Source organism: Novosphingobium sp. FG90 (assembly GCF_057808725.1).
Genome location: NZ_JBMDIO010000003.1, coordinates 120,068 through 144,471, shown reverse-complemented (window position 1 = coordinate 144,471; position 24,404 = coordinate 120,068). Strand labels below are relative to the sequence as shown.

Genomic DNA, 24,404 nt, shown 5'->3' with positions numbered 1-24,404 from the left:
TTGATGCGCATGAAGAAAACCGCTGCCCTCCTCCTCGTCGCGACGGGCGCGGTCATGCTGTCCGCTTGCGGCAGCACCGGCCTGTTCAACCGTGCTCGCCCCGACGAGTTCGCCGTGCAGCGCCAGACCCCGCTGGTGGTGCCGCCCGACTTCTCGCTGAGCCCGCCGAAGCAGGGGCAGCCTCGCCCGACCGACGATTCGGTGCAGCAGCAGACGCTCGATGCCCTGTTCGGCGGCCCGCAGGCCCGCAGCGACATCGAGAAGTCGGCGCTCAGCCTCGCCGGCACTGCCGAGCCGTCGATCCGTTCGACGGTGGGGGATCCGCAGACCTACACAGTGGCCAAGGGCCAGCTGACCCGCGCGATCCTCGCCGCGCCGGAAGGCGACGGGCGTGATGCGCAGACTGCCGTGGGCAGCTGATCTCTCGCGGGAACGATTCGAAAAAGGCCGGGCGAAAGTCCGGCCTTTTTTGTTTGGGGCATTGCGCGGGCGCCAATGCAGACCCCGTCATCCCAGCAAAGGCTGGGACCGCTGGCCGGTTACTGCAAGCTATCGTCAGAGCGCCTTGCCGACGGTTAGGCTTTGCGCGGCCAGCGATCCCAGCCTTCGCTGGGATGACGGGCGTGTTTTGGCTGACGGGATATGTATCGGCATGACGGAGGCTTTCCTGCGATGCTGGCCCTAATTCTTCCTGCGCATGAAAAAAAGGGCACGCGGGTCGCCCCGCGTGCCCTCACATTGCCGTCCAGCCGGGTAGCAGCCCCGTCAGCCGTCGCCGGTGACGCCGTCGTCCTCATCCTCGATGCTGCTGACGAGGAGTTTGTCGATCTTGAGTCCGTCCATGTCGACGACTTCGAAGCGCCACCCCTGATCGGTGAAGTGCTCGCCCTCGCGCGGGACCTTGCGCAGAACGTGCAGGACGAAGCCCGCCAGGGTCGCGAAGTCGCGGTCCTCGGGTAGCGTCATGCCGAGGCGGTCGGCAAGGGAATCGGCGGGCATCGCGCCGGAAACCAGCAGCGATCCGTCCTCGCGCTCGGTCACCATGGGCTCGTCGCCCTCGTCCTGGTGCGATACGAAGTTGCCAGCCAGCGCCGCCAGCACGTCGGACGGCGTCACCACGCCCTCGAGGTGCCCGTATTCGTCGTGCACCACGGCCATCGATACTTCGGCGGTCTGCAGCTTGCGAAGGGCATCCATGGCGTCGAGCTGGTCGGGGATGACCTCGGCCTTGCGCATCATCGCGCGGACCTCGACCGTCCGGCCCTCGACCAGCGCGGCGAGCACTTCCTTGACCTTGAGGATGCCCACGACGTTGTCCGGCGCGCCTTCGCCCGCCACTACCGGCAGGAGAGAATGCGGCGAGGCGGCGATCTTGGCGCGAAGGGTCGTCTCGTCGGCGTCGGCGTCGATCCAGTCGATCTGGTTGCGCGGGGTCATCAGTTCGCGCACGGGTCGTTCGGCAAGGCGCATGACGCCGGTCATCATCGCGCGCTCCTCCTCCTCGATCACGCCGGTGCGGGTCGCCTCGGCGAAGATCATGTGGAGTTCCTCGGCGGTGAGCCTTTCGGTGTCGCCGCTGCGGATCGAGAACAGGCGCAGGATCAGGCCCGAGGATTTGTCGAGCAGCCAGACGAACGGACCCATGATGGTCGCCAGCCAGCTCATCGGCTGGGCCATGAAGACCGCCACCGGCTCTGCCATGCGGAGCGCCAGCTGCTTGGGCACCAGTTCGCCGACGACGACGCTGGCGTAAGTCGTGGCGATGATGACCACGGCGAAGCCGAGTTCCCCGGCGAAGCGCACCGGCACGCCCAGCATGGCGAGGCGATCACCGACCGGCTGGCCGAGGCTCGCGCCCGAATAGGCACCGGCGATGATGCCGATCAGGGTGATGCCGATCTGCACGGTGGAGAGGAAGCGGCCCGGATCGGCAGCCAGGTCCATGGCGGTCTGGGCGGCCCGGCTGCCCTTGTCGGCAGAGACCTTGAGGCGCGGCGTGCGCGCGGAGACGATGGCCAGTTCGGACATCGAGAACAGGCCGTTCAGTAGAATCAGCCCGATGATGATGAGGACGTCGGTCCAGGGAAAGGGTGTCACAGTACTTCCACCGCTAGCAGAGATTGTGCGTCTCGCGAAGAACCCGCGTTGTCCGAATGCTGCCCGAATGCCTGACGGCAACGCTTTGCAACGATTGCCGCATTCTGCGGTGCGATCGGGAACCCAAGGTTGTGGAGTGTGTTGAGCGCCCGTGAGCCATTCGCCGTTCATGTTCACTACCGCACAGATGCCCGCTATAAGGGCACATCAAGAGGAAGGGACACCCTAGAGATGAAGAAGTCGCGCCTGATCACTTCGGCCGCCGCGGTTCTCGCGATGGTTACGGTTTCCGCCTGCGTCACCGATCCCAACACCGGTGAGCGCAAGGTTTCGCGCACGGCAATCGGCGGCGTCGGCGGCGCGGGCCTCGGCTACCTGCTGGGCAGCGTCATCGGCGGCAAGACCGCGCGCATCGTCGGCGCGGGCATCGGCGGCGTCGCGGGCGGCGTCGTCGGCTACCAGATGGACAAGCAGATCAAGGAACTCAAGGAGCAGACCGCCGGTTCGGGCATCGACGTAACCCAGCAGGGCGACGGCATCCTCGTGAACCTGCCGGACGTGACGTTCGCGGTCGATTCGACCGTGATCAGCCCCTCGTTCCAGACTTCGCTGGACAAGGTCGCGCAGTCGATGGTCCAGTATCCGAACAGCCTCGTCGACGTGTATGGCCATACCGATTCCACCGGTTCGGCCGCCTACAACATGGACCTGTCGAAGCGCCGCGCCGATTCGGTCGCGCGCTACCTGATCAGCCGGGGCGTTTCGTCCTCGCGCATCCAGACGCAGGGCATGGGCATGAATTACCCTGTCGCGGACAACAACACGCCGGAGGGCCGTGCCCTCAACCGCCGCGTCGAGATCAAGATCACGCCGGTCACGACCGACGACGCCAACGCGGCGAAGTAAGAGCTTCCGCAGGAAGCGGGATCGGGGAAGGGGGCGGCGCGCGAAAGTGCACCGCCCCCTTCTTTATAAGCGCGTGATTTCCATGGAATAACTTGAAACGCAACAATATCGGCGTAGTCTGCTCGCGAACCGGGTTCGGGGGGACTTGATGCGTTTCGGGATTGTAGTGGCGGCGCTGGCTGCGTGGTTTTGGACCATACCCGCGCAGGCGGCCTGGATGGAAGCGTCGAGCGAACACTTCGTCATCTACGCCAACGATTCCGATAAGGACATCACCCGCTTCGCTCAGCAGCTTGAGCGGTATCACGCGGGGATGGCCTTCGTGCTGGGCTCCAAGGTGGCTAAGCCCAGCCCGTCGAACCGGGTGACTGTCTATGTGGTCCGCAACACCCGCGAAGTCCGTGAACTCCACGGCGGTGACAACAAGTTCATCGGGGGCTTCTACGTGCCGAGGGCAGGGGGCTCGCTGGCGATCGTGCCAGCGGTGCAGAGCGGCAGCGGGGCGGTCACGTGGTCGATGATCGTGCTGCTGCACGAATATGCGCACCACTTCCTGATCTCGACCAACGTGGCGGCGATGCCGCGCTGGCTGAGCGAGGGCTCCGCGGAATTCTTCGCCTCGGCCAAGTTCGAGGCGGACGGCGGCCTGTGGCTCGGCAGGCCAGCCAACCACCGCGCGGGCGAACTGCTCTACGCCCAGGACGTCAAGGCGGCCGACCTGCTCGACCCTACCGAGTACGACAAGCGCAAGCACACCAGCTACGACGCCTTCTATGGCAAGAGCTGGCTGCTCTATCACTACCTGACGTTTGGTGGCGACCGCAAAGGTCAGTTCAGCACCTACACGGACCTGCTCGCCAAAGGGCGCGGCCAGAGGGCTGCGGCGCTGGAGGCGTTCGGGGATTTCGACAAGCTGGAGAAGGACCTCGACCATTACCTGCGTCAGCGGCGCATGACGGCGCTGACGCTCAAGCCGGAGATCCTGACGATCGGCCCGGTTTCACTGCGCACTCTTTCCCCCGGCGAGGCGGAGATCATGCCGATCCGCATCCGCTCGCGCCGGGGCGTGACGAGCGAGGAAGCGGCGAAGCTGCTGGTGGAGGCGCGGTCTATCGCGGCGAAGTATCCCGACGATGCGGCGGTCCTTGCCGCGCTTGCGGAATGCGAGTTCGATGCGGGGCACGACAAGGAGGCGATCGCCGCAGCCGATGCCGCGATCAGGCGCGATCCCTCGCAGGTCAATGCTTATGTCCAGAAGGGTTACGCGCTGTTCCGCGAGGCCGAGAACAACAAGGGCGATGCCAGGGAGCAGGCGGCGGCATACAAGACCGCGAGGGCACCGTTCATTGCGCTCAACAGGTTGGAAAATGATCACCCGCTGCCGCTGATCTACTTCTACCGCAGTTTCGTAGAGCAGGGGGAGCAACCGTCCCAACTGGCTGTCGATGGGCTGATCCGGGCCGTCGAACTGGCGCCATTCGACCTTGGCCTGCGCATGACGCTGGGTACGACGTTGCTGCATCTCGGGCGCTCGCCGGAGGCACGGATCGTGCTGGGGCCGGTGGCCAACAATCCGCATGGCGGCGGTATGAGTGCCTTTGCCCACAATCTGATCGACCGGATGGAGAAGGACCCGTCCTGGAAGGGGGAGGACATGGGGGAGGAAGTTTCCGGCGAGGATAAACCCGAAGGCGACGCTTCCTGACCCTTTCGCGCCCTGCGTGAATCAGGCTGAATAGCGCCGGGCGCGATCCGCGAGCCGTTCCACCGCTGCCGCATGGATGCCGTTCGATGAGACCAGGACGCCGAATGCCCGGGGATCGCGTTTGTTGTAATTGAGCGGCTGGCCGAAGGCGTCGGTCACCGCGGCACCTGCCTCGCGTGCAATGAGGCCGGCGGCGGCAATGTCCCACTCGTAGCCCCAGCGCAGTGTCGCCAGCAGGTCAGCCTGGTCGGATGCGACCATCGCCATGCGCAGGGCGATCGAATTGGGCTGATCGACGAGGGTAAGGTCGGAATCCTCCGTCGCCAGCTTGTGTGCCGGAACGCGCGAGCCGGAAAGGACATCGCGATTGCTCGCGCTTAGCCGCACGCCATTGAGCCAGGCGCCCTTGCCCGCTTCGGCAGACCAGAATTCGCCGCCTTCATCGCGGTTGCGCACCGGGGCGAAGAGGTAGCCTAGCAGCGGACGGCGGGTATTCACCAGAGCGACGGAAATCGCCCAGCCCTTGCGGCCGTGGATGTAATCGCGGGTGCCGTCGATCGGATCGACCAGCCACACCAGTTCATGATCCTGTCGGTCCTGTGTGTCGGCGGTCTCTTCCGAGAGCCATCCTGCCGCAGGCAGCAATGCGCGCAATTCCTGCTTGAGATAGGCATCGACTGCGAGATCGGCACTGCAGACCGGACTTCCCGGTGTCTTTTCCCACGATTCGAGGTCATGCCCATCGCCCGGCCAGCCGGCAAGGGCGATGCGTCCGGCCTCCCGGACAATGGCTTCGAGTCGCATTCTGTCGATCATCGGGCAAGTTCCCGCAATTAATTGCTATTGCGAACTGTTATCAAATGAGTGCGGTCAAATTCGTCGCAGCTATGCATTTGCGCAGGCGTCGGGCCTTTTCAAGGCCGTCCGGATGTGCTTAGGCGGCAGGCGAACATATGGCTACGGCGCCTTCCCCGGGAACCTCCAGCAGAAAGCGATTTGAGCGATGAACATTCACGAATATCAGGGCAAGGAACTCCTCGCGAAGTACGGCGTGGGCATTCCCGCCGGCATCGCCGCCCTCTCCGTCGAAGAGGCAGTCGCTGCTGCCAAGCAGCTTCCCGGACCACTCTACGTCGTCAAGGCGCAGATCCACGCCGGCGGCCGCGGCAAGGGCAAGTTCAAGGAACTCCCCGCCGACGCCAAGGGCGGCGTGCGTCTTGCCAAGTCGATCGAGGAAGTCGAGGCTTTCGCCAAGGAAATGCTCGGCAACACCCTCGTCACCATCCAGACCGGTCAAGCGGGCAAGCAGGTCAACCGTCTCTACGTGACCGACGGCGTCGACATCGACAAGGAATACTATCTGTCGATGCTGGTGGACCGCAAGACCGGCCGCGTTGCCATGATCGTGTCGACCGAAGGCGGCATGGACATCGAGGAAGTCGCCCACAACACGCCCGAGAAGATCACCACGATCACCATCGATCCGGCCGAAGGCTTCCAGGCCCACCACGGCCGCGCCGTCGCTTTCGCGCTGAAGCTGACCGGTGACCTCAACAAGCAGGCCCAGAAGCTCGCCAAGCAGCTCTACACCGCGTTCATCGCGATGGACTGCGACATGGTCGAGATCAACCCGCTGGTCGAGAGCAAGGGCGGCGAACTGCTCGTCCTCGACACCAAGATGAGCTTCGATTCGAACGCTCTCGCCCGTCACCCCGACATCTTCGCCCTGCGCGACGAGACCGAGGAAGACCCGGCCGAGATCGAAGCCTCGAAGTACGACCTCGCCTACATCAAGCTCGACGGCGACATCGGCTGCATGGTCAACGGCGCGGGCCTTGCAATGGCGACGATGGACATCATCAAGCTCAACGGCATGTTCCCGGCCAACTTCCTCGACGTCGGCGGCGGCGCCAACAAGGAGAAGGTGACCGCGGCGTTCAAGATCATTCTCGCGGACCCCGCTGTGAAGGGCATCCTCGTGAACATCTTCGGCGGCATCATGAAGTGCGACATCATCGCCGAGGGCATCGTTGCCGCGGCCAAGGAAGTGAACCTGCAGGTTCCGCTCGTCGTCCGCCTCGAAGGCACCAACGTCCAGCAGGGCAAGGACATCCTGGCTAATTCGGGCCTGGCGATCGTCCCCGCCAACGACCTGGGCGATGCCGCCAAGAAGATCGTCGCCGAAGTCCAGGCTGTCGCCTGACCCTTTCGGTGATGCGCATCATGCGCACGATCATATAGCGAATATTGAGACGGCGGGGGTTTCGCGACCCCCGCCGTTTCTGCATGTATGCGTTGCGCGAAGTTTCTCTTTTCCCGTCGCAAGCTCTTAGCGCTTTTGCGAGGCTTGACGTCGAGGCAGAGGAACGCGATAGCTCGCACCAGAATTTAATCGTGCGGTTAAATTTGCCGTCCCAGCAGTGAGAGGACAGATCGCAATGAAGATCATCGTGCCCGTGAAGCGGGTCATCGATTACAACGTGAAGCCGCGGGTCAAGGCCGACGGCACGGGCGTTGACCTTGCCAACGTCAAGATGAGCATGAACCCCTTCGACGAAATCGCCGTCGAGGAAGCCATCCGCCTCAAGGAAGCGGGCAAGGCCGAAGAGATCATCGCCGTTTCGGTTGGGCCGACGAAGGCGCAGGAAACCCTGCGTACCGCGCTCGCCATGGGCGCTGACCGCGCGATCCTGATCGAGACCGACGCCGAAGTGGAACCGCTGGCCGTCGCCAAGATCCTCAAGGCCATTGTGGCTGAAGAGAATCCCGGCCTCGTGATCCTCGGCAAGCAGGCGATCGACGACGATTCGAACCAGACCGGCCAGATGCTCGCCGCGCTGACCGGCCGTCCGCAGGGCACTTTCGCCTCGAAGGTCGATGTTGCCGGCGACTCGGTCTCCGTGACCCGCGAAGTCGATGGCGGCCTCGAGACGGTGAAGCTTGAGCTTCCTGCCATCGTCACCACCGACCTGCGCCTCAACGAGCCGCGCTACGCTTCGCTGCCCAACATCATGAAGGCTAAGAAGAAGCAGCTCGATGTGAAGTCGCCCGCCGACTACGGCGTGGACATCGCGCCGCGTCTCAAGACCCTCAAGGTCTCCGAGCCGCCGGTGCGTTCGGCCGGCATCAAGGTTGCCGACGTTGACGGCCTCGTCGCCAAGCTCAAGGAACTGGGAGTCGCATAATGAAGACGCTCGTCTGGGTCGAACACGACAACGCCTCCGTCAAGGACGCCACCCTCTCCGCCGTCACCGCTGCTGCCAAGCTGGGTGAAGTCCACCTCCTCGTCGCCGGTTCCGGTGCGCGTGCCGTGGCCGATGCTGCCGCGCAGATTTCGGGCGTGGGCAAGGTCCACTTCGCCGACGACGCGGCTTACGAGCACGCGCTGGCGGAGAACATCGCGCCGCTGATCGTGGACCTCATGGGCCACCACGACGCTTTCGTCGCGCCCGCCACGACCACCGGCAAGAACGTCGCGCCGCGCGTTGCCGCGCTGCTCGACGTCGCGCAGATCTCGGACATCCTCTCGGTCGAGGGCGAGAAGACCTTCACCCGTCCGATCTACGCGGGCAACGCTATCGCCACCGTGGAATCGAGCGATCCGAAGCTCGTCATCACCGTGCGCGGCACCGCCTTCGCCAAGGCCGAGGCCACCGGCGGTTCGGGCGTGGTCGAGGACGTGACCGGGGCCGGTGATGCGGGCCTCTCCAGCTTCGTGGGCGCGGAAATCGCCAAGTCGGAGCGTCCGGAGCTGACCAGCGCCAAGATCATCGTCTCGGGCGGCCGCGCCCTGAAGGACTCGGAGACTTTCGAGGCCACCATCATGCCGCTCGCCGACAAGCTTGGCGCCGCCGTCGGCGCCTCGCGTGCTGCGGTCGATGCAGGCTATGTGCCCAACGATTACCAGGTCGGCCAGACCGGCAAGATCGTGGCGCCGGAAGTCTACATCGCGGTCGGCATCTCGGGCGCGATCCAGCACCTTGCGGGCATGAAGGACTCCAAGACCATCATCGCCATAAACAAGGACGAGGACGCCCCGATCTTCCAGGTCGCCGACGTCGGCCTCGTCGCGGACCTGTTCAACGCGGTGCCGGAGCTTACCGGCAAGCTGTAACGGTTTCATTTCTGCAACCGTCACAAACATTTAACCCCCGGATGCAAATCTGGGGGTTAATTTGTATGGGATGACGCCGAGCAGCCCGGCACTGATAAGGGGTTGAGCCTTCAAAGGGACGAGACGCCAACTTCAGATGTCAGCAATCTCGGCAGTTTACGATGGGGGATGAGGTAGATGAAGGTTGGCGACGCATTTACGCAAATGATCGTAGCCACTCTTTTGGCCTTTCCGTCCACCGCATTTTCTGAGGAAGAGCAGATAATATTGCAGCCGACCTCCATCTGGAATGTCACGAAGGAGGAAAACTCTTGCCTGCTCGTTCGGCAATTCGGTGCGCCCGGCCAAAAAACATTACTCAGTATTCGCCAGCCGACACTGGACGACTGGCTGGACCTGTCGATTGCCGGCAAGGCTATCGAACGTGTTGAATGGAATAAGGTGGTCCAACTGGACTATGGTATCGAACCGCCGGTCACGATCAAAGATCCCCGCTCAGCTATGAACTCCGTATATGGGCCTGCAATGATCCTCCGGGCACGGATCGGCACGGAGGCGATAGAGGACCACGCATCGAATCCGGAGCAAGTTGTAGATCATCAGCAGGACGTGGAGCAGATCGGAATTCTGAATCCGGGAATTAATCTGCTTCTCAAGACCGGGAAAATGGCGCGGCCTCTCCAGGCATTGCGCAAGTGCGTCGATGACATGTTTCTTGGGTGGGGTGTGGAGCCTTCCCGGTTGAGGATGTTGTCGCAGCCACCAAAAATGAAATCGCCCATGGCTTTTGCCAAAGCGCTTTACGGCAGTCATCCACCTGAGACGACGAGCAAAAGCAAAAGCGAGAAAGTCACGTTTCTGGTGGTGCTGGATGCACAAGGTGTTGTGACCCATTGCAAGGTTATTCAAACCACGGATCAACGATTCAATGACTGGGCGTGCAATGGGGCATCTGCAGCCGCTTTCGAGCCCGCTCGCGATGAAAACGGCACGGCTGTGCCGTGGTATTACGTAAGCGCAGCCATTTATAACAGGGATTAGGTTTTTAGAACTATCTCCGTTCAAGAAGCGTCAGATTGGCGGACTCCTGTCCTTCTGACTGCTGAGTGCCATAGAGCACGAACCCCAGCCGCGTCGCCACCCGCTCGGATGCGCTGTTGCCGTTCTCGATCATGCAGGCGATGCGTTTAGGACCGTGCTCATGGTCGAACCAGCGCAGCGCTGCTTCCATCGTTTCGCTCGCAACGCCTTTGCCCCACCAGTCGCGGCGCACGATCCAGCCCGCCTCGGGGACGTCGTCCATGCCCACGTCGGCGCCGAACCCACGCCATGAATGGAACACGCCGCATGTCGCGATGATGTCGTCCATGCCGCGCGGGCGCACCATGAAGGTGCCGTAGCCGAAGAGCGCCCAGGAACCGGCATTACGCATCAGGCGGTCGAACTGGGGCTGCTTCTCGGCCGAAGCGGGGCCGAGGTAGCGTCGAGTTTCTTCGTCATCGATCAGGGCGCAGAGTTGCGGCAGATCGCCCGCTACCGGGCGCCACAGGTCGAAACGGTCGGTCTTCAGCAGTGGGCCATCGGTCATAGCAGCCGATCGATGGCATGGATGCAGACCCCGAACAAGCCGCCCACCAATGTGCCGTTGATGCGAATGAACTGCAGGTCGCGGCCTACCGCGCCTTCGAGGCGGTTGCTGATCGTGCGGGCGTCCCAGCGCTTCACGGTGCCCGAGACGAGGCCGACGATCTCCTCCCCATAGCGCGCGGTGACGCCCACCAGCGTGCGGCGGGCGAAGCGGTTGATCTGGGCCTGCAGGCGCGGATCGCCTTGTAGTGCGGCCCCCAGTTCGCCGAGCATCGTCGTCAGTTGCCCCGCCAGCGCGGCGTCGGGATTGCGGGCGGCGTCGATCAGCTTGCGGCGCAGACGCTCCCAGACCGACTGCCACCACTGGCCGACTGCGGGATTGGCGATCAGTTCGCGCTTCGCGTTTTCCACGCGCTCGCGGGTTTCCGGATCGTTGACGAGGCGGTCGGCCAGACTTTCCAGCATTTGCTCGACTTTGAGTTTCAGCGGATGGTCGGGCTGGACGATCATCTCGGCGAGCAGCTTGTAGAGGCCGTCGAGCACTGAATTGGCGATGCGGGTGTCGAGGCCGGTCAGGCGGAGCAGGCTGTGGGCGCGCTCGCGGATCATGGCGCGCACCATCTCCTCGTTCGCTTCCAGAGCTTCGCCCACCCAGCGCACCGCGCCTTCGACGAGGGGCAGGTGGCGGCGGTCGGCGATCATCGCGCTGAGCATCTGGCCGAGCAGGGGGGCGACTTCGACCCGCTCCAACTGGCGTGCGAGTCCGGACCGCACCTGATTGCCGAGCCGCTCAGGATCGAGCGATTCGAGTACGTCGGCGATCAGGTTGGCGGCGCCAGCGCGGATGCGCGACTGGCCGCCGCGCCCCGGGTCGGCGAGGAATCCCCCCGCGGCCGCCGCGAAGTTGAAGGCATTCACGCGCCGCGCGACAACTTGCGGGGTGAGGAAGTTGTCGCGCAGGAACGTTGCCATCGAATCGGCGATGCGGTCCTTGTTCTCCGGAATGATCGCCGTGTGCGGGATCGGCAGGCCGAGTGGACGGCGGAACAGCGCGGTTACCGCGAACCAGTCCGCGAGGCCGCCGACCATCGCCGCCTCGGTGAAGGCGATGGCGTACCCCCATGCCGGGTGCGTGCCTGCAACCTTGTGGAGCACAACGAAGGCGACACCCATCGCCAGCAGCAGCCCGGTCGCGAACAGGCGCATCCGGCGGCCTCGATCGATGGCGATGCCCGTCAGCGGTATACCTGCATTCCGACGCCCGATTGGCAGCAAGCTGGCCCCTTTCTTACTCGGCCGGGTGCGCGTGAGTGGGCGTCCCGGCGTGGTGCTGATCGGGGTCGTAGGTCAGCAGCGACTTGCGCAGCTTCGGCCCGACCCGCTTCTCGAAACCATCGGCGAGGCTGAAGGCTGCAGGCACGATCACCAGCGTGAGCAGGGTGGAGAGCAGGAGTCCGCCGATCACCGTCACGCCCATCGGCGCACGGAACGCGCCGTCGCCCGAGATCGACAGTGCGGTTGGCACCATGCCCGCGGTCATCGCCACGGTGGTCATGACGATCGGTTGGGCGCGCTTGTGTCCGGCGTCCATGATCGCGGTGAGCTTGTCGACGCCCTTGCTCATCTCCTCAATCGCGAAGTCGATCAGCAGGATGGAGTTCTTGGCGACGATCCCCAGCAGCATCAGGATACCGATGTAGACCGGCATCGAGATCGGCTGCCCGGCGATGGTCAGCGCCAGCATGCCGCCCAGCGGCGCCAGCAGCAGCGAGGCCATGTTCACCAGCGGGGAGACGAAGCGCTTGTAGAGCAGCACCAGCACCGCGAAGACGAGGAAGATGCCCGAGATGACGGCGGTGACGAAATTGGTGATCATCTCCGCCTGCCACTTGTCCTCGCCGACGGGGGCGTTGGAAACGCCCATCGGCAGGTTCTTCATGATCGGCAGGTTCTGGATCTGCGTCATGATTGGCCCCTTGACCTGGCCTTCGCCAAGGTCGGCGCCGACGAAGATGCGGCGAGACTGGTTGTAGCGCTGGATCTGCGTCGGTCCTGCGCCGAAGCGGATTTCCGCCACCCGCTTCAAGGGCACGGTGCCGCCACTGACGGTAGAGACCGGCAGGTTTTCGATCGTCGAGAAGTCGCGGCGCGAGGTGCGGTCGAGGATCACGCGGATCGGCACCTGACGGTCGCTCAGCGAGAACTTGGCGGCATTCTGGTCGATCTCGCCCAGCGTCGCGATGCGGATCGTCTGGCTGAGCGCGGACGTAGTGACGCCAAGCTGCGCCGCAAGGTCGGGGCGCGGCACGATCAGCAACTCGGGGCGCTGCAGGTCGGCGGCGATGCGCGGGGCGACGACGCCGGGGATCGCGCGCATCTGCTCCACGAGGGTCTGTGCGGTCTTGTTCAGCAGTTCGGAATCGCTGCCCGACAGCATGATCGACAAGTCGCGGCCCGACCCGAAACCACCGGACTGCGAGGCGAAGCTGACGCGCGCGTCGGCGACGTCCTGCAGTTGCGGGGCCATGCGGCGCTCGAACTCGATGCTGGTCGCCTCGCGCTCCTTGGCGGGCTTGAGGGCGATGTAGAGCGTGCCGGAACCTTCGCCCGCGAATTGCAGGACGCGCTCGACCTCGGGCTGCTTTTCAAGCAGGCGCGAGACGCGGCCGCCGATCAACTCGGACTGTTCGAGCGTGGTGCCGGGCACCAGTTCGATCTTGACCTCGCTGGTGTCATTGTTGGTGCTCGGCTGGAACTGCTGCGGCAGGCCGGCGAGGAGCGCGAATGTGACGACCAGCGCATAGACCGAGGCGCAGAAGGCGTAGAAGCGGTGGTCGTGCATGCGCGCGATCACACGGTCGGTGTAATAGCGATACCAGCGGCCGAGTGCCCCCATCGCGCTGGCGAGCAAGCGGAACAGCTTGCCCAGCAGCCAGATCGCCACGGGAATGGCGAGCGGGGAGAGGATCGCGGCGATCACGAAGGCGGCGCTCTTGAGGCCGATCTTGGTAATTCCGGTCTGCAGGGCCGTGAACAGCAGTCCGGATGCGCCGAGTCCGGCGGCGATCAGCAGGATGAATGCGATCGTGGCGACCACTGCGTAGGCGGGATGGAACGGCTGACGCACCAGCGCGGCCTTGCGGCGGTGCGCTTCGCGGCTGTCGAGCGTCCAGGCGAGGATCTTCATGTAGAGGTCCATGGCCTTGCCGCCGCCGTGCTCGGCATGGCCGTGCGCCTTGAGGAAGTAGGCCGCGACCATCGGTGTGATCACGCGCGCGACGGCAAGGCTCATCAGTACCGCGACCACGACGGTCAGGCCGAATGCCTTGAAGAACTGGCCCGGAATGCCCGGCATCAGGCCGACCGGCAGGAACACCGCGACGATCGAGAAGGTGGTCGCGACGACCGCGAGGCCGATCTCGTCGGCGGCGTCGATCGAGGCCTGATAAGCGCTCTTGCCCATGCGCATGTGGCGCACGATGTTCTCGATCTCGACGATGGCGTCGTCGACCAGCACGCCCGCGACGAGGCTGAGCGCGAGGAGCGAGAGGAAGTTCAGCGTGAAGCCCAGCAGGTCCATGAACCAGAAGGTCGGGATCGCCGAGAGCGGGATCGCCAGCGCCGAGATCATCGTCGCGCGCCAGTCACGCAGGAACAGGAAGACGATGACGATCGCCAGCACCGCGCCCTCGACCAGCGCCTCCATCGAGGAGGTGTACTGACCGCGCGTGTAGTCCACCTGCGAGAACAGGCGGGTGACGTGGATGTCGGGGTGGGACTTCTGGATTTCCTTCAGCTTCTCCATCGCCGCGTCGTAGACGGCGACGTCGGAGGCGCCGCGTGCGCGCTCGAACCCGAAAGTGACGACTTCGCGGCCGTTGACGCGGGCGATGTCGGTCTGCTCGGAGAAGCCGTCATGGACGCTGGCGACGTCGGTGAGTTTCACCGAACGACCGTTGCCGAGGTTGATGCGCTTCTGCGAGAGGTCGTAGGCGGTCTCGGCATTGCCCAGCACGCGCACCGACTGGCGCGAACCGGCGATTTCCGCCTGACCGCCTGCCGCATCGACGTTGACCTGACGCAGCACGTTGTTGAGCGCCTCGGCGCTGACGCCCAGCGCCTGCATGCGCTGGGGATCGACGACGACGCGAATCTCGCGGTTGACGCCGCCGTCGCGGCTGACGGTGGCCATGCCCTCGACGCCGAGCAGGGTCTTGGCGATGGTGTCATCCACGAACCAGCTGAGCTGCTCGATCGTCATGTCGTCGGCGCGCACCGCGAAGTAGGCGAGCGAGCCGCCGCCGCCCGCCTCGATCTTCTGGACCTGCGGTTCGAGGATGCCGTCGGGCAACTGGCCGCGCACCTGATCGACCGCGTTCTTCACCTGCTGGGTCGCCACATCGACGTTCGTGCCGACGGAGAAGAACACCAGCGTGGTCGAGCGGCCTTCCGAGGCGGTCGACTGGATTTCCTCGACCCCGGGAATCGAACGGACCGAGCCTTCGACGATCTGGGTGATCTGCGTCTCGATCTCGGTCGGAGCGGCGCCGGGCTGCGAGACGCCGATGTGGACGCCCGGAAACTCGACGTCCGGCATGTTGTTCACGTCCATCCGGTTGAACGAGACGATACCGGCGATCATCAGGCCGATGAAGAAGACGATCGGGATGATCGGGTTGCGGATCGACCAGGCCGAGATGTTGCGCATGGGTTCGGCTCGCCCGTTACTTGGCTGCAGTCGAGGGGCGCGGCTTGACCTTGTCCCCGTCGTTGAGGAAGCCGCCGGCGCGCATCACGATCTTCTCGTCGCCACCCAGGCCCGCGGTGACGGTGATGCCGGTCGCGGTGACGAGGCCGGTCTTAACCGGCTGGCGGTGGACGCGGTCGTCCTTGCCGACGACGTAGACGAACGAGCCCTTGGCATCGTTCTGGATCGCGGATTCGGGCAGCATCGGCGCGACGACCGTGCCGCTTTCGATCACGGCGGTGGCGAAGCCGCCGGGACGCAGCGCCGGGTCGTACTTGAGCGCGATGCGCGCGGTGCCCTGGCGAGTGGTATTGTCGATGGTGGGCGCGAGTTGCCAGACCTGCCCGGTGAAGCTCCTGCCCGAGCCGACCGGCGTGACGTTCGCGGTGACGCCGACGTGCAGCTTGGCAAGGTCGTCCTCGGAGAGCAGGGCCAGCAGTTCCATCTCGCCGTCGCGGGCAAGGTTGAACAGCACGCCGCTGCCGCCGCTTACCACCTGCCCGACTTCGACGTTGCGCGCGAGGACGAGGCCCGAGGCGGGCGCGACGATGTTGAGCCGCGCATTTTGCGCCTGCAGCTGGCCGAGCGTAGCGCGCGCCACGCCGACGCGGGCGACGGCGGCATCGCGGGTGGCGGTCAGCTGGTCGATGTCGGCCTTGGAGATGAACCCGCGATCGACGAGCTTGAGGCCGCGATCGAGATTGGCCTGCGCCAGCCGGGCGTCAGCCTCGGCCACGCGGATCTGGGCGGACTGGCTGGCGGCGGACTGGACCTGCACCGAACGGTCGATGACCGCAAGGACCTGACCCTTCTGCACCCAGTCGCCTGCGTCCACGCGCACTTCGCGCACTTCGCCGCCTTCGCCGACCGAGCCCACCGGCATGGCGCGGCGTGCAGCGAGCGATCCGGTTCCGGTGATTTCCCCGGCAACACTGGAGCGGCCCGGCACCACGACCGAGACGACGGGAACCTGCGTGGTATCGGCACCGGCGGCATCGGCCGCGTCGCCCTTGTGCAGCACGAACCACAGCGCGGCTGCCAGCAGCACGACGGTGACGATGACCAGAACGATCACCCGGCGCGAGCGACGGTCCAGGGCATCGTCCCTGTCGAGCGACGTTCCCGCCGCGTCAAAGACGTGAGGTTCGTCTGCCTGCCCGCCGACCTGAGAGGGGCCGGCTTCAATCTTGCCATCGTAGTTCATCTGTTCACCGCACGCATGCACGCGCCCCCGGGCGGCGTGCTCTCCCGCCGCATCGTCCGCCCTTGTGCCTGTATTCAGGCGGGGCTGCCGATATGGCTTAAACCGCTGGATTCATATACTCGCGGGAACAGGGTGGCAACGCGAACCGGGTTTCACGTCGACAGGCATCGACGAACGACTTCATTGCGCCAGTCTGGCCAGGTGAATGTGTTTTATTGCGTCGGAACGTGAAAAGGCGACCGTGAAGATGCTCCACGGCCGCCTTTGAACTTGGTTGACGAAGTTAGAGGGGGCTCAGAACTTCTGCTGGCGCTCGTAGAGATCGCGATAGTGTTGGATTCGTGTCACACGCAGGCCCTGCATGCCCGAACGATCGACGGCGCGCTGCCACGAGGCGAATTCCTCGAGTGTGAGGCAATAGCGCTCGCAGACTTCGTCGATCGTCAGCAGGCCGCCGTTGACGGCGGCGACGACTTCGGCCTTGCGGCGCACGACCCAGCGCGTGGTGTTTGGGGGGGGGAGGTCGGCAACCGTCAGCGGCTCGCCGAGCGGGCCGATCACCTGTGCCGGACGGATTTTCTGGTTCTCGATCATCTTTACCCTCGTTCGCCGCTATCGTTCACATCGGCGACTGGAGAATCCTTGCCTCCAACGGGCTTGCCATTGCTTGAAGCATCAAGGTTAACGTTTCTTGAGCATTCTTCGTAAGCATTAAGAGCCGAGGCGGCGCACCCGTCGAAGCTGCCGCGCAGCCGAAGCCGCGTGGCTGCCGCGTCCTCTCCCAGCACACCGAGCCGGTCGTGCGTGGCGAAGAGGCGGGAGCGCAGCGCCTGCCAGTCGATCATTGCGGGATCGGCGGGGAGGTGCCCTTCGGAAAGCCCGTCGCAGCCCGGAACCGCAGGTATCCCTGCGGTGCGACCCGGAGCGTCCCCTGTATCGGGGGTCATGTGATGTGGTGCGACGTTCATGATGCAGGCCCTATAACCCGCAGGTGGTCAAGGGATCGTAAAAGCCGTTTTTACCCTTTCTTCACGATGGGAAAGGGGGCGAAAAAGGCGGAGGATAGGAATCCGGCGCGCTTGGCTGTATGTGCGCCCCCACCATGACCGCGTTTTCCGATCTTCTTTCCGGGCTCGACCCCGCCGAACTGTTCCAACTTGCCGAGCCTCTGTCCGCCCGCCGCATCGTCGTGGCCATGTCAGGGGGCGTGGACAGTTCGGTCGTCGCCGCTCTTGCCGCCGCGAGCGGGGCGGAAGTCATCGGCGTAACCCTTCAACTCTACGACTACGGCGCCGCGACCGGCCGCAAGGGCGCGTGCTGCGCCGGCGACGACATCCGCGACGCGCGCGCGGTCGCCGACCGCCTAGGCATCGCCCACTACGTCTTCGATCACGAGAGCGCCTTCCGCGAGGAAGTGGTCGAGCGCTTCGCCGACGACTACCTCGCCGGGCGCACGCCGATCCCCTGCATTCGCTGCAACATGGGGCCGAAGTTCACCGACCTGCTGACGATGGCGCGCGAACTGGGCGCGGATTGCCTCGCCACCGGTCACTACGTGCGCCGGGTGATGGGCGCGGCGGGTTCCGAGCTGCACTGCGCCCTCGATCCGGCGCGCGACCAGAGCTACTTCCTTTACGGCACCACCGAGAAGCAGCTGGATTTCCTGCGCTTTCCCCTCGGCGGCCTGCCCAAGACCGAGACGCGCCGTCTGGCCGAAGCGGCGGGCCTGCGCGTCGCCGCCAAGCCCGACAGCCAGGACATCTGCTTCGTGCCCGATGGCGATTACGCCAAGATCGTGCGCGCCGTCCGTCCCGAGGGCGAGGCGCCGGGCGAGATCGTCCATGCCGAGACCGGAGCGGTGCTCGGCAGCCATCGCGGCGTCATCCACTACACCGTGGGCCAGCGCCGGGGCCTGGAGATCGGCGGCCAGCCCGAGCCGCTCTACGTCACCGGTATCGAAGCGGAAACCCGGCAGGTCCGTGTCGGCCCGCGCCGCCTGCTGGCGACCGCCTCGGCGAGGCTGGTGGAGACCAACCGCATCGGGCCGATTCCCGATGCACCGCTGACCGCCAAGGTGCGCTCGCTCGCCAAGCCGGTGCCGATCGTGCTCGACGGCCCGCTGGGCGAGGGCGCGGACACGACGATCCGCTTTGCCGAACCCGAATACGGCGTCGCGCCAGGACAGGCGGCGGTGATCTACGCCGGGGAGCGGGTGATCGGCGGCGGCTGGATCGATTCGACCGAAAGCGCGGCTTAACCTTCGTCATTGCGAGCGCAGCGAAGCAATCCAGAGCGGTTCAATGCTGCCTTGAATTGCTTCGCTGCGCTCGCAATGACGAAGTGTGCTCAATCCTGCCACGGCTCCAGCCGACACCCGCGCGCCGGATCGAAATCCGCGCTCTGCTTCGCCAGCAGCGGCACCGAGGCCCTGACCGTGCGCGTATCGGCGTCCTCCGACAGCGATACCCAGCGCCCGGCGCCCGCGAGCCCCGCCACCTTGAGATCGCCCTCGCACAAGTCCATCGGCCGCTTCGACACGAACCGGCACACGCAGCCGATCCGCGCGCCATAGGCGGCGCCGACGAGCGCTTCCTCGCGCAGCCCACGCCACATCCACCCCAGGCACAACACCATCGCCAGCAGCGCGATCAGGATCACGTTGCGCTTCCAGCGCGAGGGTTGCCGTGTCGGATAGGCCGCACCTGCGCCCCTATCCCCCGGTCCGGGTTGCCCGGATGTTGCCATTCTCAAACGCCTCGCACATGACCGGCGCGCCATGTCGGTGCGCCGTCCCCCCCTTATCGCCGCGATGCTGATGCTGCCAGCCCTGTGGGGCTGCGGCTCCGGCGCGCCCGCAGGACCGCCGCCGCCAAGCACCGAATCGCTCGCCGCGATCAAGGATTCCGGCGGCGCCCCGCGCGAATCGCTGGGCCGTACCATCGATCGCCTGTTCGACGACGAGGCGGTGGGTAAAACCGACGCCCTCGTCATCCTCAAGCGCGGCTCGGTCGTGGTCGAGCGCTACGGCGAGGGCGTTAAGCCCGATTCGCGCCTTCCAGGCTGGTCGGCTGGCCAGTGCGTGACGGCGCTGATGATCGGCCAACTGGTCAGCGACGGCCGCCTGCGCCTCAACGAATCGGCCCCTGTGCCTGAATGGCAGCGCCCGGGTGACCCACGCGGCGTCATCACCTTGCGCCAGCTCCTGCAGATGCGCTCGGGCCTGCGCCATGTCGAGACGACCAGCGCGGGGACCGGCCGCATCGAGGACGAATCGGACCGCATGCGCATGCTGTTCCTCGACGGCCGCGACGACATGGCCTCCTACGCCGAGGCGCAGCCGCTGGAGGCCCCGGCGGGCAAGATTTTCGTGCATTCCTCGGCCAGCGCGGTGATCCTTTCGGACCTTGCCGCGCGGGTGCTTTCGCCCGATCACGACGCGCTGCGGCGCCGGGCGGCGGTGAGCGACTATTTGCGCAACCGCGTGCTGCAGCCGATCGGGTTGGGCTCGGCGATCGTCGGGTACGACCGGGCGGGGACGATGATCGGTTCGGGCATGATCGCCATGACCGCGCGCGACTGGGGTAATCTGGGCGAATTCATCCGCCACACCGGCTCGGTCGGCGGCGCGCAGATCCTGCCGCGTCGCTGGATGCAGTTCATGCTGGAACCGAGCCCGCGCGAGCCGGGTTATGGCGCTGGCGTATGGCTCAATCGCGGCGAGGCCAACGACGGCGCCCGCCTGTGGCCCGGCGCGGCGGATAAGGACGTCTTCGCGTGTCTGGGCGATTACGGGCAGTTCGTGATCGGCTCACCCGGGCAACTGCTGACGGTTGTGCGCATCGGCCATAGCGACCCGGCACAGGCGCGCGAGGTGCATGACCGGCTGGGCGCGCTGCTGGCGCTGTTTCCGAAGAATTGAGGGGCGCATACCGCTCATGGGGCTTCGACAAGCTCAGCGTGAGAGGATTTTCGGACTATTGTGTGTTGCCGCTCAGGCTGAGCTTGTCGAAGCCCCCGAGGCAAGGCGCGACTTCAGACCGTAAAGCTCTCACCGCAGCCGCAGGCGCCTTTGGCGTTGGGGTTGTTGAACACGAACCCGGCGGTGAAATCGTCCTCCACCCAGTCCATCGTGCTGCCGACGAGATACAGCACCGAGGCCCCGTCGATATAGAACAGGCCGCCGGGGGTCTCGATCTTCTCGTCGAACCTGGCTTCCTCGGTCACGTAGTCGACCGAGTAGGCGAGGCCCGAGCAGCCCCGGCGCGGGGTGGAGAGCTTCACGCCGATCGCGCCTTCGGGGGCCTCGCTCATCAGCTTGGCGATGCGGGCTTCGGCGCTGGGCGTCAGGATGACGGCGGCGGGGCGGATAGGGCGGGTCTTGGTGGTGGTTTCGGTCATGAGAGCCTCTTCTGCCAGAACAGCGCGTGTCCGGCCTCGGGGTCGAGCTGGTAGTCGCCGTAGCCCAGCGATGCGTAGAGTTCCTTGGCGCGCTGGTTCCCGCTCAGCACTTCGAGCGTGATCTTGCAGGCACCGCGCGCGCGGGCTTCCCCCTCGATCGCGGCGAACAGGGCGCGGGCGATGCCCTTGCCGCGATGGGCAGGGGCGACGGCCATGTCGTGAATGTTGACCAGCGGGCGCGCCGCGAAGGTCGAGAAGCCGGTGAAGCAGTTGGCAATGCCCACGGGTTCACCCTCGAGCCGCGCGAGCAGCACGAAGGCGCCGGGCACTTGTGCCAGAGCGGGCACCAGCCGTTCGCGCACATCGTCGGAAAGCGGTTCGCCACCGCCCATCGGATCGCGCGCATAGACGTCGAGCATCGCCACGATCGCCGCCGCGTCGGCAGGATCGGCGAAGTTCGCGCGCGTGATCGCAAGGTCAGGGGCGAGGGTATCACTCACAGCATTCCCAGTTCCAGCTTGGCCTCGTCGGTCATCTTGGCCATGTCCCACGGCGGATCCCAGACGAGGTTCACTTCACAGTCGCGCACGCCGGGCACCGCCGAGACGCGCAGTTCCACTTCGCCCGGCATCGATTCGGCGACCGGGCAATGGGGGGTGGTGAGCGTCATGATGACCTGCACCGATGCCTCGGGCGAAACCTCGACGCCGTAAATCAGGCCGAGGTCGTAGATGTTCACCGGAATCTCGGGGTCGAAAATCTCCTTCAGGGCGTCGATGACGCCATCGTAGATCGCACCACCCGGGTCGGCCGGGTCGATGCCCTGCGGCTTTTCGGCGAGGAATCCGTCGAGGTAGTCGCGCTTGCGCTCCTCGGGCGGGGGCACGGCATCGTCCACGCGCGCACGCGGAGCGGGGGGAGCCGCATCGACTTCCTCTACGCTGAATGCAGGCTTCTGGTCACTCATCCGAAAATTCTCCTGGTGCGCTCGATTCCTTTCAGGAGCGCCTCGATATCGCTTTCATCGCTGTAGAGACCGAAGCTGGCCCGCGCCGTCGCGGGGACGCCAAGGTGTTCCATCAGCGGCTGGGCACAGTGGTGCCCGGCGCGGATCGCCACGCCTTCTTCATCCAATATGGTGCCGAGGTCGTGCGGATGCACCCCGTCGAGCGCAAAACTGACGATGCCGAGCGAATCGTCCGGCCCGAACAGCGTCACGTCGTTGCGCCCCCGCAATTCGCTGCGCAGCAGGACAGCAAGATCACGCTCGTGCTTTTCGGCGCGGTTCAGGCCGATGGCGGCAAGCCAGTCCATCGCGGCGGCCATGCCGATGGCCTCAACGATGTTGGGCGTGCCTGCCTCGAACCGCTGCGGGGCAGGGGCGTAGGTGGTCTTTGCGAAGGTGACCTTGTCGATCATTGAGCCGCCGCCTTGCCAGGGCTGCATCCCGTCTAGGATTTCCTTGCGCGCCCAGAGCACGCCGATTCCGGTCGGGCCGTAGAGCTTGTGCGCGGAGAAGGCGTAGAAGTCGCAGTCGAACGCTTTCACGTCGAGTGCGAGGCGCGGCGCGGCCTGGCAGCCGTCGATCAGCAGCTTCGCGCCGACCGCATGGGCGAGCTTTGCGGCATGTTCCACGTGGAGCACGGAGCCCAGCACGTTCGACACATGAGCGAAGGCGACCAGCTTGTGCGCGGGCGTCAGGATGCGCTCGGCGGCTTCGAGGTCGATGCGGCCCTTGGCGTCGAGCGGGCAGACATCGATCTCCACGCCGTTTCGCAGCAGTTGCCAGGGCACGATGTTGGAGTGGTGTTCCAGCGTCGAGAGCAGGATGCGGTCGCCGGGCTGAAGGTTGGCGGCGGCCCAGCTCTGGGCGACGAGATTGATCGATTCGGTCGCGCCGCGCGTGAAGACGATTTCGTCCTCCTCGGCGTTCAGGAACGCGGCGGTGCGGCGGCGGGCCGCCTCAAACGCCAGCGTCATGTCGGCCGAGCGTGCGTAGACGCCGCGATGCACGGTCGCATAGTCGCGGCCCATTGCGGCGACGGTGGCGTCGATCACCGCTTGCGGCTTCTGCGCGGTGGCGGCGGTGTCGAGGTAGTGCCAGTCGCCGGCAAGGCCGGGGAACTGGCTCTTGAGCGCGAGTTCTGCGGTGTCGAGACTCACAGGATCGCCTCCAGACGGGCGATCGCCGCTGCGCTCAGTTCCTCTTCGCCCGCCGCGCCGGTGAAGGCTTCGGCGATGAAGGCCTGCAGCATCAGGCGCTTGGCCTGCGGCGGGGTGAGGCCGCGGCTCATCAGGTAGAACAGACCCTGCGCGTCGAGTTCGCCTACCGCGCAGCCATGCGCGGCCTTGACGTCGTCGGCGTAGATTTCGAGTTCGGGGCGCGCATTGGCGGTCGCGGTGCGTTCCAGCAGCATGGCGCGGACCGACTGTTCGGCATCGGTTCCGTCGGCGCCGCGCTCCACCGCGATGCGGCCGAGGTAGGTGCCGACCGACTTGCCGGCCAGCACCGTGCGCACGATCTGCTCCGACGTCGCGTTCAGCCCGGCGTGGGTGACTTCGGTGACGATCTCCAGAGTCTCCTCAGCCGTAGCCAGCTGCGCCGCGCCCAGCGTGAAGTCGGCGCCTTCGGCCAGCCGCACGTCCACCGCGATGCGGCCATAGGCAGGCCCGGCGGTCAGCACGCGAAGATCGAACTTCGCACCCTTGCCGAGCGTGATGGCGATGTGGCGGGCGACGGCTCCGGTGCCGGTCTCGACGATCTGCAGCGAATCCTCGGCGCCGTCCGCAACCGCGATTTCTTCGGTCACGATCGGCCAGACGGTCTCCAGCGCCGCGATGTCGGAGTAGCGGAAGTCCTCGTGCCTGCGGGTGGGGAGGGCGAGTTCGACGTTCATGCCGCCTCCTGCACCACCGCCTCGTAGCCCTCTTCCTCAAGACGCAGGGCAAGGTCGGGTCCACCCGACTTGACGATGCGCCCGGCGGCGAGGACGTGGACGAAGTCCGGCTTCACGTAGTCCAGCAGGCGCTGGTAGTGGGTGATGAGCAGCACCGCCTTGTCGGGCGCACGCATGATCGCATTGATGCCTTCACCGCAGATGCGCAGCGCGTCGATGTCGAGGCCGGAGTCGGTCTCATCGAGGATCGCCAGCTTCGGGTTCAGGATGCCCATCTGCACCATCTCGGCGCGCTTCTTCTCGCCGCCCGAGAAGCCGACGTTCACCGGGCGCTTGAGCATGTCCATGTCCATGCGCAGCAGGCCCGCCTTTTCCTTGGCGAGCTTGAGGAATTCGCCGCCCGAAAGCGGTTCCTCGCCTCGGCCCTTGCGCTGGGCGTTGGCGGCCTCGCGCAGGAACTGGACGAAGGAGACGCCGGGAATCTCGACCGGGTACTGGAAGCCCAGGAACAGGCCGGCGGCGGCGCGCTCGTGCGGTTCGCGTTCGAGCAGGTCGGTCCCTGCGAAGTCCACCGAGCCACCGGTCACTTCATAGCCCGGACGGCCGCCGAGCGTGTAGCCCAGCGTCGACTTGCCCGCGCCGTTCGGCCCCATTATCGCGTGGATCTCGCCGGGATTGATGGTGAGCGAGAGACCCTTGAGGATCGGCTTGTCGGCGACGTTTGCTGTCAGGTTATCGATCTTGAGCAT

General features: G+C 65.4%; 24 protein-coding genes. 9 read left to right on the top strand and 15 right to left on the bottom strand.

Annotated features, from left to right (window positions below; genetic code table 11):
• Nucleotides 1–3 precede the first annotated feature (3 nt).
• Entirely contained in the window at nucleotides 4–420 is a 417-nt protein-coding gene (locus tag ACODRZ_RS03885) for a DUF3035 domain-containing protein (protein ID WP_488969548.1), read from the top strand.
• Nucleotides 421–765: 345 nt separating this feature from the next.
• On the opposite strand, the gene ACODRZ_RS03880 is transcribed toward ACODRZ_RS03885, so the two are convergent.
• Nucleotides 766–2,097, bottom strand: a complete 1,332-nt coding sequence (locus tag ACODRZ_RS03880) for a hemolysin family protein (protein ID WP_488969547.1) — start codon at nucleotides 2,095–2,097, stop codon at nucleotides 766–768.
• A gap of 231 nt (nucleotides 2,098–2,328) precedes the next feature.
• Between ACODRZ_RS03880 and ACODRZ_RS03875 the strand changes: the two genes are divergently transcribed.
• Entirely contained in the window at nucleotides 2,329–3,003 is a 675-nt protein-coding gene (locus tag ACODRZ_RS03875) for a YiaD family glycine zipper/OmpA-like lipoprotein (RefSeq protein WP_488969546.1), read from the top strand.
• 148 nt (nucleotides 3,004–3,151) lie between these two features.
• The gene (locus tag ACODRZ_RS03870) at nucleotides 3,152–4,708 is read left to right on the top strand and encodes a DUF1570 domain-containing protein (protein ID WP_488969545.1); all 1,557 of its coding nucleotides are present in this window, start codon (nucleotides 3,152–3,154) and stop codon (nucleotides 4,706–4,708) included.
• Nucleotides 4,709–4,729: 21 nt separating this feature from the next.
• Here ACODRZ_RS03870 and ACODRZ_RS03865 read toward each other — a convergent pair whose 3' ends face one another.
• Nucleotides 4,730–5,524, bottom strand: a complete 795-nt coding sequence (locus ACODRZ_RS03865) for a 3'(2'),5'-bisphosphate nucleotidase CysQ (protein WP_488969544.1) — start codon at nucleotides 5,522–5,524, stop codon at nucleotides 4,730–4,732.
• A 187-nt stretch (nucleotides 5,525–5,711) separates the two neighbouring features.
• Here ACODRZ_RS03865 and sucC point away from each other — a divergent pair, with 187 nt between their 5' ends.
• The 4 genes from sucC (at nucleotide 5,712) to ACODRZ_RS03845 (ending at nucleotide 9,863) form a co-directional block, all read left to right on the top strand.
• Nucleotides 5,712–6,911, top strand: a complete 1,200-nt coding sequence (gene sucC / locus ACODRZ_RS03860) for an ADP-forming succinate--CoA ligase subunit beta (protein ID WP_488969543.1) — start codon at nucleotides 5,712–5,714, stop codon at nucleotides 6,909–6,911.
• A 235-nt stretch (nucleotides 6,912–7,146) separates the two neighbouring features.
• Nucleotides 7,147–7,893: an electron transfer flavoprotein subunit beta/FixA family protein gene (locus ACODRZ_RS03855; protein ID WP_488969542.1), complete on the top strand. Its 747-nt coding sequence runs from the start codon at nucleotides 7,147–7,149 to the stop codon at nucleotides 7,891–7,893.
• Complete coding sequence (locus ACODRZ_RS03850) at nucleotides 7,893–8,822, top strand: electron transfer flavoprotein subunit alpha/FixB family protein (RefSeq protein ID WP_488969541.1); 930 nt, start codon at nucleotides 7,893–7,895, stop codon at nucleotides 8,820–8,822. The genes ACODRZ_RS03855 and ACODRZ_RS03850 overlap by 1 nt, the downstream gene beginning before the upstream one ends.
• 177 nt (nucleotides 8,823–8,999) lie before the next feature.
• Complete coding sequence (locus ACODRZ_RS03845; RefSeq protein ID WP_488969540.1) at nucleotides 9,000–9,863, top strand: hypothetical protein; 864 nt, start codon at nucleotides 9,000–9,002, stop codon at nucleotides 9,861–9,863.
• 10 nt (nucleotides 9,864–9,873) lie between these two features.
• Here ACODRZ_RS03845 and ACODRZ_RS03840 read toward each other — a convergent pair whose 3' ends face one another.
• From ACODRZ_RS03840 to ACODRZ_RS03815, 6 genes are all read right to left on the bottom strand, one after another.
• On the bottom strand, nucleotides 9,874–10,410 hold the full coding sequence (locus tag ACODRZ_RS03840) for a GNAT family N-acetyltransferase (protein WP_488969539.1): 537 nt from the start codon (nucleotides 10,408–10,410) through the stop codon (nucleotides 9,874–9,876).
• On the bottom strand, nucleotides 10,407–11,615 hold the full coding sequence (locus ACODRZ_RS03835; protein WP_488969538.1) for a DUF445 domain-containing protein: 1,209 nt from the start codon (nucleotides 11,613–11,615) through the stop codon (nucleotides 10,407–10,409). The genes ACODRZ_RS03840 and ACODRZ_RS03835 overlap by 4 nt, the downstream gene beginning before the upstream one ends.
• Before the next feature lie 82 nt (nucleotides 11,616–11,697).
• Nucleotides 11,698–15,117, bottom strand: a complete 3,420-nt coding sequence (locus ACODRZ_RS03830) for an efflux RND transporter permease subunit (protein WP_488969537.1) — start codon at nucleotides 15,115–15,117, stop codon at nucleotides 11,698–11,700.
• 16 nt (nucleotides 15,118–15,133) lie between these two features.
• A complete protein-coding gene (locus ACODRZ_RS03825) occupies nucleotides 15,134–16,360 on the bottom strand; it encodes an efflux RND transporter periplasmic adaptor subunit (RefSeq protein ID WP_488969536.1) in 1,227 nt (408 codons plus the stop codon).
• Nucleotides 16,361–16,654: 294 nt separating this feature from the next.
• A complete protein-coding gene (sciP, locus tag ACODRZ_RS03820; protein ID WP_008829371.1) occupies nucleotides 16,655–16,954 on the bottom strand; it encodes a CtrA inhibitor SciP in 300 nt (99 codons plus the stop codon).
• 2 nt (nucleotides 16,955–16,956) lie between these two features.
• Entirely contained in the window at nucleotides 16,957–17,205 is a 249-nt protein-coding gene (locus tag ACODRZ_RS03815; protein ID WP_008829372.1) for a hypothetical protein, read from the bottom strand.
• A 257-nt stretch (nucleotides 17,206–17,462) separates the two neighbouring features.
• Between ACODRZ_RS03815 and mnmA the strand changes: the two genes are divergently transcribed.
• A complete protein-coding gene (gene mnmA, locus ACODRZ_RS03810) occupies nucleotides 17,463–18,617 on the top strand; it encodes a tRNA 2-thiouridine(34) synthase MnmA (protein WP_488969535.1) in 1,155 nt (384 codons plus the stop codon).
• Nucleotides 18,618–18,706: 89 nt separating this feature from the next.
• Here mnmA and ACODRZ_RS03805 read toward each other — a convergent pair whose 3' ends face one another.
• The gene (locus tag ACODRZ_RS03805; RefSeq protein ID WP_488969534.1) at nucleotides 18,707–19,105 is read right to left on the bottom strand and encodes a hypothetical protein; all 399 of its coding nucleotides are present in this window, start codon (nucleotides 19,103–19,105) and stop codon (nucleotides 18,707–18,709) included.
• A 31-nt stretch (nucleotides 19,106–19,136) separates the two neighbouring features.
• Between ACODRZ_RS03805 and ACODRZ_RS03800 the strand changes: the two genes are divergently transcribed.
• On the top strand, nucleotides 19,137–20,279 hold the full coding sequence (locus ACODRZ_RS03800) for a serine hydrolase domain-containing protein (RefSeq protein WP_488969533.1): 1,143 nt from the start codon (nucleotides 19,137–19,139) through the stop codon (nucleotides 20,277–20,279).
• Nucleotides 20,280–20,392: 113 nt separating this feature from the next.
• On the opposite strand, the gene ACODRZ_RS03795 is transcribed toward ACODRZ_RS03800, so the two are convergent.
• Genes ACODRZ_RS03795 through sufC form a run of 6 tightly spaced genes read right to left on the bottom strand, consistent with a single transcriptional unit; the run spans nucleotide 20,393 to nucleotide 24,404 of the window.
• The gene (locus tag ACODRZ_RS03795; protein ID WP_488969532.1) at nucleotides 20,393–20,758 is read right to left on the bottom strand and encodes a HesB/IscA family protein; all 366 of its coding nucleotides are present in this window, start codon (nucleotides 20,756–20,758) and stop codon (nucleotides 20,393–20,395) included.
• Nucleotides 20,755–21,258, bottom strand: a complete 504-nt coding sequence (locus ACODRZ_RS03790) for a GNAT family N-acetyltransferase (RefSeq protein WP_488969531.1) — start codon at nucleotides 21,256–21,258, stop codon at nucleotides 20,755–20,757. The genes ACODRZ_RS03795 and ACODRZ_RS03790 overlap by 4 nt, the downstream gene beginning before the upstream one ends.
• The gene (locus ACODRZ_RS03785; protein WP_488969530.1) at nucleotides 21,255–21,725 is read right to left on the bottom strand and encodes an SUF system Fe-S cluster assembly protein; all 471 of its coding nucleotides are present in this window, start codon (nucleotides 21,723–21,725) and stop codon (nucleotides 21,255–21,257) included. Before ACODRZ_RS03785 ends, ACODRZ_RS03790 begins: the two co-directional genes overlap by 4 nt.
• Nucleotides 21,722–22,921 (bottom strand): aminotransferase class V-fold PLP-dependent enzyme, encoded by a 1,200-nt coding sequence (locus ACODRZ_RS03780; protein WP_488969529.1) that lies wholly within the window; start codon nucleotides 22,919–22,921, stop codon nucleotides 21,722–21,724. The genes ACODRZ_RS03785 and ACODRZ_RS03780 overlap by 4 nt, the downstream gene beginning before the upstream one ends.
• Complete coding sequence (locus tag ACODRZ_RS03775; RefSeq protein WP_488969528.1) at nucleotides 22,918–23,655, bottom strand: SufD family Fe-S cluster assembly protein; 738 nt, start codon at nucleotides 23,653–23,655, stop codon at nucleotides 22,918–22,920. The genes ACODRZ_RS03780 and ACODRZ_RS03775 overlap by 4 nt, the downstream gene beginning before the upstream one ends.
• The gene (gene sufC, locus ACODRZ_RS03770; protein ID WP_488969527.1) at nucleotides 23,652–24,404 is read right to left on the bottom strand and encodes a Fe-S cluster assembly ATPase SufC; all 753 of its coding nucleotides are present in this window, start codon (nucleotides 24,402–24,404) and stop codon (nucleotides 23,652–23,654) included. The genes ACODRZ_RS03775 and sufC overlap by 4 nt, the downstream gene beginning before the upstream one ends.